Annotated in this window: 11 protein-coding genes; 10 read left to right on the forward strand and 1 reads right to left on the reverse strand. The window is 41.0% G+C overall.

Going from position 1 to position 13,720, the window contains the following annotated elements; genetic code table 11:
- The first annotated feature begins 89 nt into the window (after nt 1-89).
- The 10 genes from KPY62_RS10965 to lpxC all read left to right on the forward strand — a co-directional run bounded on the left by KPY62_RS10965 (nt 90) and on the right by lpxC (nt 12,855).
- Entirely contained in the window at nt 90-1,121 is a 1,032-nt protein-coding gene (locus tag KPY62_RS10965; RefSeq protein WP_216582011.1) for a hypothetical protein, read from the forward strand.
- Between the two features lie 212 nt (nt 1,122-1,333).
- Nucleotides 1,334-2,047, forward strand: a complete 714-nt coding sequence (pyrE, locus tag KPY62_RS10970; protein ID WP_216582012.1) for an orotate phosphoribosyltransferase — start codon at nt 1,334-1,336, stop codon at nt 2,045-2,047.
- 205 nt (nt 2,048-2,252) lie between these two features.
- Nucleotides 2,253-3,224, forward strand: a complete 972-nt coding sequence (gene gshB / locus KPY62_RS10975; protein ID WP_216582013.1) for a glutathione synthase — start codon at nt 2,253-2,255, stop codon at nt 3,222-3,224.
- 313 nt (nt 3,225-3,537) lie between these two features.
- Complete coding sequence (gene murG, locus KPY62_RS10980; protein WP_216582014.1) at nt 3,538-4,623, forward strand: undecaprenyldiphospho-muramoylpentapeptide beta-N-acetylglucosaminyltransferase; 1,086 nt, start codon at nt 3,538-3,540, stop codon at nt 4,621-4,623.
- A 61-nt stretch (nt 4,624-4,684) separates the two neighbouring features.
- Complete coding sequence (gene murC, locus KPY62_RS10985) at nt 4,685-6,124, forward strand: UDP-N-acetylmuramate--L-alanine ligase (protein ID WP_216582015.1); 1,440 nt, start codon at nt 4,685-4,687, stop codon at nt 6,122-6,124.
- 67 nt (nt 6,125-6,191) lie between these two features.
- A complete protein-coding gene (locus tag KPY62_RS10990) occupies nt 6,192-7,307 on the forward strand; it encodes a D-alanine--D-alanine ligase (RefSeq protein ID WP_228730669.1) in 1,116 nt (371 codons plus the stop codon).
- Between the two features lie 467 nt (nt 7,308-7,774).
- Nucleotides 7,775-8,680, forward strand: a complete 906-nt coding sequence (locus tag KPY62_RS10995) for a cell division protein FtsQ/DivIB (RefSeq protein ID WP_216582016.1) — start codon at nt 7,775-7,777, stop codon at nt 8,678-8,680.
- Nucleotides 8,681-8,789: 109 nt separating this feature from the next.
- Entirely contained in the window at nt 8,790-10,130 is a 1,341-nt protein-coding gene (gene ftsA / locus KPY62_RS11000; RefSeq protein ID WP_228730670.1) for a cell division protein FtsA, read from the forward strand.
- A gap of 174 nt (nt 10,131-10,304) precedes the next feature.
- Nucleotides 10,305-11,492, forward strand: a complete 1,188-nt coding sequence (gene ftsZ / locus KPY62_RS11005; protein ID WP_201623509.1) for a cell division protein FtsZ — start codon at nt 10,305-10,307, stop codon at nt 11,490-11,492.
- A 445-nt stretch (nt 11,493-11,937) separates the two neighbouring features.
- Nucleotides 11,938-12,855 (forward strand): UDP-3-O-acyl-N-acetylglucosamine deacetylase, encoded by a 918-nt coding sequence (lpxC, locus tag KPY62_RS11010; protein ID WP_216582017.1) that lies wholly within the window; start codon nt 11,938-11,940, stop codon nt 12,853-12,855.
- 285 nt (nt 12,856-13,140) lie between these two features.
- On the opposite strand, the gene KPY62_RS11015 is transcribed toward lpxC, so the two are convergent.
- Nucleotides 13,141-13,659, reverse strand: a complete 519-nt coding sequence (locus KPY62_RS11015; RefSeq protein WP_216582018.1) for a hypothetical protein — start codon at nt 13,657-13,659, stop codon at nt 13,141-13,143.
- Nucleotides 13,660-13,720: the final 61 nt, after the last annotated feature.

The raw sequence follows: 13,720 nt of genomic DNA on the forward strand, positions 1-13,720 counted from the left end.
GTGACTTAGAGTAGCAGTAGCTATTATTGAGCTGGTTGCTAATTTATAAGTTACTGCTATTTTATGTTTTTAAGTATCACGGATATGCTATGACTCAGCCCCATACTTCTAATGATTGTTTGCCTAGCAGTCATTCCATGCATCGAGAAGGTAAGCCAGTAGCAGATAGTGTTGAGCTATCGAGTCTGCCGACTAATCAGCAGCCAGCTATAGTGCATCCCAATTTTGATCCTAAGCAGACACCAATTGATCCAGCACGGTCGTTGAGTGATATTCCAGAGCCAGCACGACGAGAGAATAGTCAGTTGCGTCGGCTCTATGGTAAGTCCTCTCGCTTTCAGCAATCGGCTGCTGAACGTCTATCAAGATGGGCTTTAATAGCATCAGAACCTTTGGCTGAGCATTTAGCGCTACTCAAAGCGGCCCAGCTAATTGAGTTGCCTGATAGCTTTTATCAAAACTATAGATACGACCCTAATCAGGCTAGTGAACAGGCGTTGCTAACTAGTATTGACAGTATGCAGCTGATAGATATGGCAGATATTCAGAGCGCTATTATTGCCTATCCAAAACTGACACGCTTTGGTTTTTTGACCACTGAAATGACTACGAAAACCACTACGAAAACCACCACGCTGACAGATACTGCCACTCATGATAGTAAGTCAGCTACGCTACGCACCTTAGTAAAACGTTATAACGCTGATGAGTTGCTTAACAGTGTTTATGCCGATGATTGGCAAGTGATATTGCAGCCGCAAGAGTTTGAGACTGGTAGCGGTAGTTTAGCCACTGATATTATGGCATGTAGCGTGGCTGTGAATGCTCTAAAGCAATGCCCTACGCGTAAAACCATTAATAAAAGCTACAGTGCTGCGCAACTCTGTCAATATGTACGCAGTTACTTGCTTAGCCAGTTGGGAAACGCCCCAGCAAGTCGTCAACACTATCGACAGATTCGACTGTTTAGCGGACATATTATCGTAGCGGCTCATCATTTAGGATGGGATATCCAACCTGATAAGAATGGCAATTGCTACTTTAATATCTCTTCACGCTGCGCGCTTCTTACTCGCTATGCCAATGTGCAAGATTATGCTATCAATGGTTGGTCAATTTAGCTGACAATTTTTATAATGATATTTATAATGATGGCTTTTGTTACTTTTACAATTAACGCTTTAAAGCTATAAATTTTATAGTTATGAAATAATAGTGCAGTTAATAGTAGAGTGTATAGCTAAGTGCTGGCTGTGTAACTTTATTTCACACGCATTATGATTCTAAAATTCACTGCTGCTTTGACCCTAAAACTCACTAACAGGACTGTCTAATGCCCCATACTCAAAACCTTCAAAGTGCTCAAATCCCTTCATTTTCAGCGAAGCACTTTATTCAGCTGGCTTTAGACAACCAAGTACTAAAATTTGGTGAGTTTGTACTCAAGTCGGGACGTATTAGTCCTTACTTTTTTAATGCAGGCTTGCTAGCTTCTGGTGAGATGTTATCCTTATTGGCAAGCGGTTATGCTGACGCCTTGGCAGAACAGCATCAAACCGCAGATAATAAAGAGCTGGTCATCTTTGGGGCGGCCTATAAAGGTATTCCTTTTGTAGCGGCAACCGCACAAGCGTTATGGCTGCATCATCGGATCAATGCCGAGTGGGGTTATAACCGAAAAGAAGTTAAACCCCACGGTGAAGGGGGCAACTTAGTCGGTGCTGATGTCAGAGGCAAATCGGTGTGGATATTAGATGATGTTATCACTGCAGGCACGGCTATGCGTGAAGTGCTTGATATCCTAGAACAGGCTGGCGCTACTGTGGCAGGAATTATTGTCGCTCTGGATCGTAAAGAAAAAGGCCAAGGTGAGTATTCAGCGATTCAAGAATTGGCTTCTGCTTTACAAGTTCCGGTACTCACTTTGGTTGACATGGACGATCTAATCAGTTATTTGGCGCTCAATGATAACTCGGATGACAATGCGCATAAAAACAGCAGTCCCTTAGCAAAAATGCAGCATTACCGCCAGCAATATGGAGTTTAGTCGCCTTATGTGTCACTAACTATTTATATTACCAACAGACTTTACCGTTAATGCTTTTCTATTGCTGGAGCTACCTATTTAAAAAGCTTTTGCCGATCTGCAAAGACTTATACATACATTTAGATTTAGCCAAAAGCCTTATTTATTGTTGTTTTAAAGCCATCAATTATTCAGTTGTTTACTGTTACTACTAGCGAGCGTTCTTATGTCTCAATCTGCTGTAAAGTCTTTAAATATCCTAGTTATTATGGATCCTATCGAACGAGTAAACTACAAAAAAGACACGAGCTTAGCGATGATGTGGTCTGCGCAAGATCGCGGACACAAGTTAGGATATTGTCAAATTCATGACTTATGGCTGGATCGCGGACAGTTAAAGATAGACTCGCAACCAGTGACAGTACAGCGTGATCCTGAGAACTTTTATACTTTAGGCGAAAAGACTACAGTCGCTGTTAGTGATTATGATGTGATTTTGATGCGTAAAGATCCCCCGTTCGATATGCGCTTTGTCTACGCTACTTACATGCTAGATCATGCTAAGGCCGCTGGCGTGCTAGTAGTTAATGATCCGCAAGCGATACGTGACTGTAATGAGAAGCTATTTGCCACTTGGTTCAGTGACTATATGAGTCCAACGATTGTTACTAGTAAGCAGGCCCATATTCGCCAGTTTATCGCTGAGCAGCAGGACGTTATTGTCAAACCTCTTGATGGCATGGGTGGCACTGGTATCTTCCGCTTAACAGCAGACAGTCCTAATATCGGGGTGACACTAGAGGTATTGACTGAACTCGAAACTTTGCCAATTATGGCACAGCGCTATTTGCCAGAGATTAAACAAGGTGATAAGCGAGTGTTGATTGTCGATGGAGTAGTAATAGATTATTGCTTAGCCCGAATTCCTACTAAAGGTGAAACTCGAGGTAATTTAGCAGCAGGGGGTAGTGGAGTCGCCATGCCATTAACTGATGCTGAACGTACAGTGGCTGAAATAGTAGCGCCTATCGTGAAAGAAAAAGGCTTGATGTTTGTAGGATTAGATTTGATCGGTAGCCGTATTACTGAGATTAATGTGACTAGTCCTACTTGTGTACGTGAGATCGATGATCAGTGCGGTACTGATATTGCGAGTGACTTTATTATAGCGGTAGAAGCACGCCATCAGAACCGTTAAAAGCTTGTTGTTTTTTGACTAGCTTCGAGACTTGTTTTGTCAGCTGGCATAAGCATTTTTTAATAAGTTTTTAACAGTAATCTATAGTTAAACGCTAAGCTTTAATGAGCTAGTAAAAAGCGAAGGAATACTGTTGATAATTGATCATTTTTAGCGGTTATTGATACAAAATAGCAGCTAAAGATTTAGCTTAAAAAACGTTATATATTTATAGATAATTTACTCTATACTATGCGTGCTTTTGCATCCCCAAAGCCAGTATCAGTTTAGAGCTCCTAATATTCATTAGTAAAGATAAGATAGGCAGGCATTCATGAAGACACCGCATATATTGATGATGGCTGCTGGCACTGGTGGTCACGTATTTCCAGCGTTAGCCGTTAGCGAAGAGTTGGTTAAGCGCGGCGCGGTGATTCATTGGTTAGGTACGGCAACTGGTATGGAAAATGGCTTAGTACAGCCTACTGGTTACACCTTCCATCCTATTGCGATGCAAGGACTACGTGGCAAAGGAATAGGTCGCCTGTTTAAGATGCCAATCACTCTGTTATCGGCTACTATGGCAGCTGCCAAAATCATTCGTGGCAACAATATAGATGTAGTAGTAGGCTTTGGTGGCTACGTTACTGCACCTGGAGGCATTGCTGCACGCATGACTAGTAGACCACTGATCATTCATGAGCAAAACGCTATCGCTGGCATGAGCAATCGTTATTTAGCCAAAATCGCTAGCAAAGTACTGCAAGCCTTTGAAAATACCTTTGCAGATAGTAAGCTCGATGCCAAGCTGGAAACTGTTGGTAATCCAGTGCGTAATACTATCACTGGTGTTGCTGCGCCAACGCTACGTTATGATATCGCTGATCAAACGCCACTACGTTTGTTAGTAGTAGGCGGCTCGTTAGGGGCGCAAGTACTTAATGACACAGTACCAAAAGCATTAGCCTTGATAGATAAGCCCTTTTCAGTACGTCATCAATGCGGCCGTAACAATGAAGCTGCTACCCAAGCGGCTTATGATAATGAAGATCTAAGCGCTCATCAGTTTAGCGTACAGCCTTTTATTGATGATATGGCAGCAGCTTATAATTGGGCGGATATCATTGTTTGTCGCGCTGGTGCCCTGACGGTTACTGAGATTCAAAACGTCGGTATTGCAGCGATTTTTGTACCTTTGCCGCATGCCGTTGATGATCATCAAACGGCCAATGCACGCACTCTGACTACACATGATGCAGCGCTATTGTTGCCGCAAGCCGAGTTAACGCCTAGCCGTCTGAGCACTAAATTGCTAGCTCTCGATCGAGCGGCTTGTTTAGCCATGGCCAGTAAAGGTCACGCTCTTGCCAACCGTACTGCCAGTCAACAAGTGGCAGAATTTATATGGCAAGCATTATAAGCTGTACTTTCTGACTACTTATTTAATTATATTTTATCGACTTTTATAAAGAGACTCCGTTATGCCCACATCTGCAAAAGCTTTACCTAAACGCCTTATTGAGATTCCAGAAATGCGCCGTATTCAGCATTTGCATTTTGTCGGTATTGGCGGTTCGGGGATGTGTGGTATCGCTGAGGTCATGAACAACCAAGGTTATAGAGTGAGCGGCTCAGATATTGTCCAAAGCCCAGTCACTAATCGTTTGCAGCAGATAGGTATTGAGATATTTATTGGTCATGATTCAAAAAATATCTCTAATGCCGATGTGATAGTAGTGTCATCAGCGATTGATCGTAGTAACCCTGAGATTGAGGCGGCTCTTAAAGCCCGTCTACCAGTAGTGCGTCGTGCTGATATGCTCGGTGAATTGATGCGTTATCGTCACGGTATTGCGGTTGCAGGTGCGCATGGTAAAACGACTACTACTAGCTTACTGACGACTATGATGAATGAGGGGAATCTTGATCCCACTTATGTGATAGGCGGTAAGCTCAATGCCTCAGGCAAAAATGCTGCATTAGGCAGCAGTCGCTTTTTGATTGCTGAAGCTGATGAGTCTGATGCCTCGTTCTTATCCTTGCATCCGATGGCGGCGATTGTGACCAACATCGACCAAGATCATATGGAAACTTATGACAACAACTTCGATAAATTAAAAGCCGCTTATATTCAGTTTTTACAAAATATGCCTTTTTATGGTTTGGCAGTAGTCTGCGGCGATGACCCTGAGCTCTATGCTATGATCGATGATATAGGTCGTCCGGTACTAACCTTTGGCCTTGAGCCTTTTAATGACGTGCAAGCGATTGACGTTGTCGTTGAAGGTACTAAGACCCATTTTACTGTGCTACGCCGTGATCATGAGCCACTACGTTTGACCTTAAACATTCCGGGTATTCATAATGTTTACAATGCGCTTGCTGCTATTACTATGGCTAGCGATGAAGGCGTTGATGACCAAGCAATCAAGCGGGCATTACAGAAGTTTGAAGGGGTTGGCCGTCGTTTTGAGCAACATGGTCCTATCACCGTTGATAATGGTGATGTGCTACTAATAGATGACTATGGGCATCATCCAAAAGAGGTCGATGCTACCATCAAAGCCGCACGACAAAGCTTCCCTGAGCGCCGTTTAGTGATGATGTTTCAGCCTCATCGTTACAGCCGTACTCGTGACTGTTTTGATGACTTTGTTGAAGTGTTATCGAGTGTTGACGAGCTATTATTATTAGACGTCTATTCAGCAGGTGAGAGCCCAATTACTGGCGCTGATACTAAGTCATTAGCACGTAGTATCCGTCTACGTGGCGCTGTTGAGCCCACTATCGTCGATAAAGACAATATCGCGCCAGTAATGCAACGCTTATTACAAGCAAACGATATGCTTATCACCCAAGGCGCTGGTAATGTGGGGCAAATAGCTATCGATTTGGTAGCTAATGGTCTATACCTCAAATAAGCTTTTAATAAACATTAAATAACCTAAGCGCTTAACGGTAGGTTTTAAAATTATAGGAGTTATTCATATGAGCCATGATGACAATAAAAAAAACTCAAATCAACCTAACCTAGACAACGTTGATGCTGTTGCTAATGAGCAAAATAACAGTACTAACCATGATGCTACTAAGATTGAGAACCCAGAACTGGCGTTAGCAGCAGTGGCAAAAAATCAGCAACAGCCAGTTGAAGCCAACCAGTCACAGCAACAGCCAATAGTTAGCAAAGTACAAGATGCTAGTGAATTCGGTAAAGTGGCTGTGGTATATGGTGGTAACAGCAATGAGCGCAGTGTTTCTTTGGATAGTGGAGCCGCTGTATTATTAGCTTTACAAAATCAGGGCGTTGACGCTACTCACTTTGACCCTAAACATCAACAGCTCACCGAGCTAATGGCTTATGATCGGGTGTTTAATGTGCTGCATGGTCGTGGGGGTGAAGACGGTGTACTGCAAGGGGTGTTACAATGGTTAGATATCCCACAAACTGGATCTGGTATCCTAGCATCAGCTTTAGGTATGGATAAAGTTCGTACCAAACAGCTATGGCAAGGGTGTGGTTTAGCGACAGCGCCTTTTGCATTATTGACTGCAGATACCGATTGGCAGCAAGTGGTTAATATGTTGGGTCTACCGCTCATTATCAAGCCAGTTCACGAAGGCTCTAGTATAGGTATGACTAAGGTCAATAATTTAGACGAGCTACCAGCAGCTTATGCAACGGCTATCGGTTGTGGCGATGCGGTAATGGCTGAACGTTGGATTACCGGCCGCGAATTCACTATCGCTATTGTCGATGATGAAGCTTATCCCATTATCCGGTTAGAGCCAGCAGATATTACTAACTTCTATGATTTTGACGCTAAGTACAACCGTAATGATACTGGCTACTATATTCCCTGTGGCCTAAGTGATAGTGAAGAACAGCATCTTCAAGCTTTAAGTCTCGCAGCGTTCCGTGCGGTAAACGCTAAAGGTTGGGGCCGAGTGGATGCCATGCAAGATCAGCAAGGCAATTTTTGGTTGTTAGAGATCAATACGGTTCCTGGGATGACTAGCCACAGTTTAGTGCCGATGGCAGCTAAGGCTCGTGGGATGGACTTTGATAAGTTATGCTGGCATATTTTAGCGCAAACTATGTAATCAACAGCGCTTATTTAGAATTGATGTAGCACAGCTTCATGTAAACTTGTGTAAATTCAATAGTCATAGCACGGGTTAGGCTATTGTTTAGCGTCAAAATACGTTAAGATTGCCATAACTGTGATACTCTGATAAAGATTGACTTGTTTTGGTAGTTAAGTATATGATATGTCACGATTTTAACCATTGGTTAAGATAACTAAAGTTGACTAATAAATTAATGGCATGTAATCAACCGAATATTAGGCTTATTAATAGTTTAATTCGACTGAATAATAGAATAAATAAACGTTAATTATATGTTAGCGCTTATTAACATGTTTGTTATTGATATTGTCTTAAATCACTTGTAGTTATTCGTTTATAACAGGCTAAAATAGCCGTTTAGACTTAGTGAGAAATTAGTAAAGTAGTAGTCTTAAAAGTAACTCAATACTAGCAAAAGTAAATTAGGGGCGAATACCATCATGGCTCAAGCTGTCAATGAAGTAAATGACTTGATGAGTAATGACACCCTTCGTTCGAAGTCTAAGTTGTCAATGCCAAGTACAGCCAAATATTTTTTTATGGCACTAGTTATTGGTTTATTACTGCTGATATTGATGATGGGTGCAAAAGCCTTACGAGATGCACCGCCTGCAGCTATTCAGGTGAGTAGCGAAGGGTTGAATAGCACTCAGTACCAAACCTTGAAACAAGCTATGGACCAACAGAAAGTTAGTAGTTTTTTTACTACTGATCTGCAAGCTTTGCGCGATATAGTTATAGGTATGGCTTGGGTTGATCAAGTAAGCGTAACTCGTGATTGGCAACAAGGTATTGTTATTACCGCACTGCCTAAACAGGCGATTGCTAATTTTGGTACTGAGCGCTTAGTAGATGCCAAAGGCGTAGTGTTTGTACCTACTGACAATAAAGACTTGCGCCAACAAAGCTTTGCCAATTTGCAAGGTGAAGTTAATCAAGCACCCGTTATAATGCAACAAATGCAGCAAGTTAATGATTGGTATGCTCCTATCGATATGCAGGTAGAAGACATTATCTTAACTAAACGCATGACTTGGTTAATTCGTTTTGATAACGGTTTACGAGTAATAGTTGATAATGAAAATACAGCGCAAAAATTACTTAATCTTAGTCAGTTGCTGGGTAATCAGCTAAGTAGTCGCCGTGATGAGATTCAGTCAGTGGATCTGCGTTATAAGAATGGCTTTACTATTACTTGGCATGCGATTGAACCGGTAGCAGCGACTACCGATGTGACAGCTACTGATGCTGCTAGCGCCAAAGTTGATAGCCCTAAAGCTACTACTACTGAGGTTGCTACTACTGACATTTCTACTACTGATGTTACTCCTACTGAGCAACCTTGATTGTAGCGGATAATTAATTGTAAGTTATAGCCTTTATAAAGCTGGGTGAATAAACTAATAATATTATATTTATTTAGATAATAGCCCAAAAAACTTTTTTGATGATTTAATGGAGACGTCATATGGTTTCCTGTTTAGCGATAATTTGTCTGGTACCATGAAAAATACTGAAAACCTAGTTGTAGTTCATCTAAGCGCCACTGCAGTTTATGTAGTGATTGGCAGCGTCGTGTCTGAAAAAGACATCCGCATTATGGGCGTTGGGCAAGTCAAAAACAGTGACTTTTACCAAGGCCAAATTAAGCATCGTGAACGTTTACAAAGCGCTATCAAGCAAGCCATTCAAGAAGCTGAAGATGTTGCAAATTGTCGGGTTCATAGCGTATGGTTGACGCTGTCTACACCTGAGCTATCTAGTAAGAATAGCGTTGGCAGCGTGTTGGTTGAAGATGATATAGTAAGTGCTAAAGACATGGTAAAAGCTTTGGCTAGTGCTAAGTCAAAGGACTTGCCAGCGGACTATTACTTGATGCATTGCTGTCAGCAGGGTGTCTATGTCGATGATCAAGACAATATCGTTGATGACGCTATCGAGATGTTAGCTAAAAACATCAGTGTTATGTATCACATGATGATGATGCCTGTGGTCAGTCGTCAAAATATCCAAAAACTACTACAGAGTTGTGACGTAGGCATTGACCACGTGGTCTTTGATGCAGTGACTAGCGCTGAATATAGCCTAATGAGTGAAGAGCGTCAGCAAGGTATCTGTCTTATAGATATTGGTGCTAGCACAACTAGTATTTGCGTCTATAAAGAAAACAAATTAATATTCACCCATTGTATTGCTATTGGCAGCCATGCGGTAACTATGGACATATCAGCAGACTTTGGTATCTCAATGATAGAAGCTGAAAAACTGAAAAAATTGCATGGTACTGCGGATATCAATAGTATAGATCCTAGCGTATTCTTGTTATATAAGACGCAAGGGTCGAGCGATGCGCTTAATGTACATACTTACAGCTTAGCGCAAATTATTGAAGCACGTTATGTGCAGATATTTACTGAAGTGGCGCGTCAGCTACATGAGGTAGATCTGCTACATTACCTTGATCGCGGTTTTGTACTTACTGGCGGCGGTAGTGCTATTAAAGGCATGGTACCTTTTGCCAAAAAACTATTGAAAATGCCAGTAGTCTTGACCAATGCCCATCCTGCTATTAGTGCTTACAACCATTTTGATAATGACGCTTCGTTTAAGCAGCTTAATGATCAAATAAATGATAGTGCTTACCAGACTGCTTTTGGTACTCTACTATATAGTCAGAGTGAACAATTCCGCCACAGTGAGCAAAGTGAGCCTGAAGCTGCCAAACAGCGACGGGTAAAAAATGTTTTTCAAGGTGTTGGCAAACGTTTCAGTAGTGTGCTCAAAAAAATATTATAGATAGTTATTATAGTTAGTAGCGATCATAATCAATGATATGAACGCTAACTGTTATTTAGACCCTTATTCATCTCGATTTATTTACCTACATTTATATATAGTCAGTCGATAGCACGTTGTATAAGCGTCATTACGTATCGACCATCATGCTATCTGCAACTGGAGAATCTTTTTATGTCAAAATACACCATGCCACATGACAACCAACCTCAAAGTAATGGCCAAGCACGTTTTATCGTATTCGGTGTCGGCGGCGGCGGCGGTAATGCAGTTGAACACATGGTGCAACAGGGTATAAAAGGGGTGACGTTCGTCTGTGCTAATACAGATAAACAAGCGCTTGATCGCTTAACGGCGCCGCACAAGTTGCAGTTAGGTGCTAAAAGTAATCGTGGTCTTGGTGCAGGCGCTAATCCAGAAGTAGGGCGTGAAGCTGCTGAGAGTGAAGAAGAAGCTATCCGCACTTTACTTGAACACTCAGATATGGTATTTATTACTGCTGGTATGGGTGGCGGTACTGGCACAGGCGCTGCTCCAGTAGTCGCACGTATTGCCAAAGAGATGGAAGTTTTGACTGTTGCTGTCGTCACTACCCCTTTTAAATTTGAAGGTGGCAAGCGCATCAAAGCGGCTAAAGCTGGTATCGAGCAGTTGACTAATTTTGTTGACTCTATCATTACTATCCCTAATGATAAGTTAATGAGCATCTACGGCAATATCTCAATGCAGGATGCCTTCAAAAAAGCTGATGATGTGTTATTACATGCTGTACAAGGTATAGCTGAAACTATCGCTCGTGAAGGGCTTATCAATATTGACTTTAACGATATCCGTACCGCAATGACTGCCAAAGGTCATGCAATGATGGGTATTGGTCGTGCAAGCGGCGATGATCGTGCTCGTCAAGCGACAGAAAAAGCAATCAGATCACCATTGCTTGATGATCTACGCCTAGAAAATGCTAAAGGCTTATTAGTTAATGTTATTTCATCTGAGTCTTTATCTCTAGATGAATTCAACCAAATCAGCGAAATCGTTGAAGGCATCACTGATAATGACGATGCTAATATCTTCTATGGTTCAGTAATCGATGAAGAGATGGGCGATGATCTACATGTTACGGTTATTGCTACTGGACTGACTTTGAATGAAGACTTAACTGAAGTCGTAGCACCAATACCTTCAGTCACTAGTAATCAGTCTGTTGATCCTAACTTGCATACTAGTGCTTTAAACAGTCAAAAACAGTCCAAAACTCAGACGTTCCAAGACAATATAACTCGTCCTGGCGCAATCCAAGAGCATCAAGCCACCAAAACTAACAGTATTCAAGACTACTTAAAGCGTCAACAAAATAAATAAGGCTAAAAGCAATAGGCAGTATTTACTACTTAGTGATAGCAACTGTAATAATTTAGTCAAATATTATTAATAGCTATTATTTATTAATATAGTATTTCTTATAAACATTAGTTATATATTGCTGTAGTTACTGCTCATTATCAACAATTATTGAAAAAGCCAATGCTTCGTCATTGGCTTTTTTTTAACTTTTTTTTGACTTTTTGTAGCTAATTAACGGTTTAATAGTGCATTAATGACCATTTTCGCTGTTTATTTAACTACTTAGTGATTGCCTACTAATTATCCAGCTGACTTATTATTGAATAAGCTTTTATAGGAAATTGTTGTTGATTTAACTAATCAATATAAGTAATAAGGAAATTAACGATTTGTACCTATAGCGAATTAGGGGTAGCTAGTGGTACACTATGGCAATTGTAACAAAATATGTGAGAGAGTAGCCATGAATCAACGAACTATAAAAACAGCTATAGCCATAACCGGCATCGGTCTGCATAGTGGCGAGCCTGTCGATTTAGAGTTTCATCCACAACCTATTAATACTGGCGTAGTCTTTGAGCGTTCTGATATTATCGGTAGCGCCCCTATTCCTGCTAGTGCTTTTTTGGTACAAGACACTATGATGTCATCGAACTTAGTGTTTGGTGGTACGCGAGTGGGTACTGTAGAACATTTACTTAGCGCTATCGCAGGTGTTGGGGTCGATAATCTATTGATTCGAGTATCCGCTAGCGAGATTCCAATCATGGATGGTAGTGCTTCTCCTTTCGTAGGGTTATTGCTACAAGCTGGTTTTCGTGAGCAAGAGGCTGCCAAGAGGTTCCTAAGAATCGTTAAGCCAGTAAAAGTGAAAGTTGACGATAAATGGGCAGAATTGCGTCCTTATGATGGCTTTGAATTAAACTTCGAAATTGATTTTGATCATCCTGCCTTTGATAAGAACCAGCAGCATGCACAACTATGCTTTTCTACCCAGAACTTTATTGAAGAGTTAAGCTCTGCTCGCACTTTTGGGTTTTTAAGCGATATCGAAACATTACGCAGTAATAATCTGGCGTTAGGCGGTAGTATGGACAATGCCATTGTCATTGATGATGCAAAAATTCTCAATGCTGAAGGTTTACGTTATGCTGACGAGTTTGTTCGTCATAAAATATTAGATGCCTTAGGTGATTTGTATTTGATTGGCTATCCGATAATTGGTCGTTTTAATGCCTATAAGTCAGGCCATGCGTTAAACAATTTGCTAGTGCGCGAAATTCTTTCAGACAAAAGTAGCTTCGAAATTGTAACTTTTGATGACAATGTAAGTTGTCCTATCGAATATTTACCTTTGAGTACCTTAACTATTGAAGGATGAATACACGAATATACAGGATGTATCGCAACAATTACGTAAGATTACATGGCAGGTACCATTAATTAGCGCTAAAATATCAATTTTTAGCCAAGTAAACAATTAATAAATAGCTCTATCCTACGCTGTACAAACCCTTCGACTAGCAAAGAGTCGTCCCATCTTTATATTCATATAATGTATATAAAGATGGGACGACTTTTTTATAATTCAAAAACTGTAAAAGATAGCGCTTTAGTCAGCTTTTTTTAGAGCGTATTTACATAGAATTACAATGTAACTTGGTTATTATTCATCATTTAACAGTCGCATAAGGGCATTTTTGAGCTTTTTATCTGTGGTGACATGCTTTGCAGCCTGTGATATAGTCTTTTTTGTGTTCTGGCTTAGAGCCCGATATGTACTGGCCTTAGGTTGTTTTGATGAAGTCGTTGTTAGTACTGGTGGTTGTTGAGAGTGATGGTTATCACTAATTTTATTAACTACCACGACACGAATATGCTTGAGTTGTTGAAATGTTAAAGACTGCTCTGTTAACAGCTGTAGATAAGATTTTTGTAAATAACGGATGTGATTAGCAGCAGTAGTTGAGTTTACGCTGAGGGTTATTTGTTCAGCGTTTAACCCTACTACCCAACAACTAGCAAGTATTTCATCTGGTAGACAGTCTACTAGAAGCTTTTTAATCTCATTAGTCGCTTCTACATAGAGACGCATATTATCAGCAAGGGTTTGGGGTAGCGCGCTACCAGCAAAGGTTTGATGATCAATAAGTTGAGCAAGCTGATTAGGCTGTTTTTTTGGCATCGTGATAACTCATCTTATAGGTGAATAAAGCGATAGACAAAACCATTGAGCTAATTATTAA

It is taken from the genome of Psychrobacter sp. TAE2020, from assembly GCF_018919485.1.
In the GTDB taxonomy this organism is placed as follows: Bacteria; Pseudomonadota; Gammaproteobacteria; order Pseudomonadales; family Moraxellaceae; genus Psychrobacter.

Coding starts and splice junctions, on each gene's coding strand:
- KPY62_RS10965 (WP_216582011.1), top strand. CDS start 90: ATGACTCAGCCCCATACTTCTAATGATTGTTTGCCTAGCAGTCATTCC.
- pyrE (WP_216582012.1), top strand. CDS start 1,334: ATGCCCCATACTCAAAACCTTCAAAGTGCTCAAATCCCTTCATTTTCA.
- gshB (WP_216582013.1), top strand. CDS start 2,253: ATGTCTCAATCTGCTGTAAAGTCTTTAAATATCCTAGTTATTATGGAT.
- murG (WP_216582014.1), top strand. CDS start 3,538: ATGAAGACACCGCATATATTGATGATGGCTGCTGGCACTGGTGGTCAC.
- murC (WP_216582015.1), top strand. CDS start 4,685: ATGCCCACATCTGCAAAAGCTTTACCTAAACGCCTTATTGAGATTCCA.
- KPY62_RS10990 (WP_228730669.1), top strand. CDS start 6,192: ATGAGCCATGATGACAATAAAAAAAACTCAAATCAACCTAACCTAGAC.
- KPY62_RS10995 (WP_216582016.1), top strand. CDS start 7,775: ATGGCTCAAGCTGTCAATGAAGTAAATGACTTGATGAGTAATGACACC.
- ftsA (WP_228730670.1), top strand. CDS start 8,790: ATGGAGACGTCATATGGTTTCCTGTTTAGCGATAATTTGTCTGGTACC.
- ftsZ (WP_201623509.1), top strand. CDS start 10,305: ATGTCAAAATACACCATGCCACATGACAACCAACCTCAAAGTAATGGC.
- lpxC (WP_216582017.1), top strand. CDS start 11,938: ATGAATCAACGAACTATAAAAACAGCTATAGCCATAACCGGCATCGGT.
- KPY62_RS11015 (WP_216582018.1), bottom strand. CDS start 13,659: ATGCCAAAAAAACAGCCTAATCAGCTTGCTCAACTTATTGATCATCAA.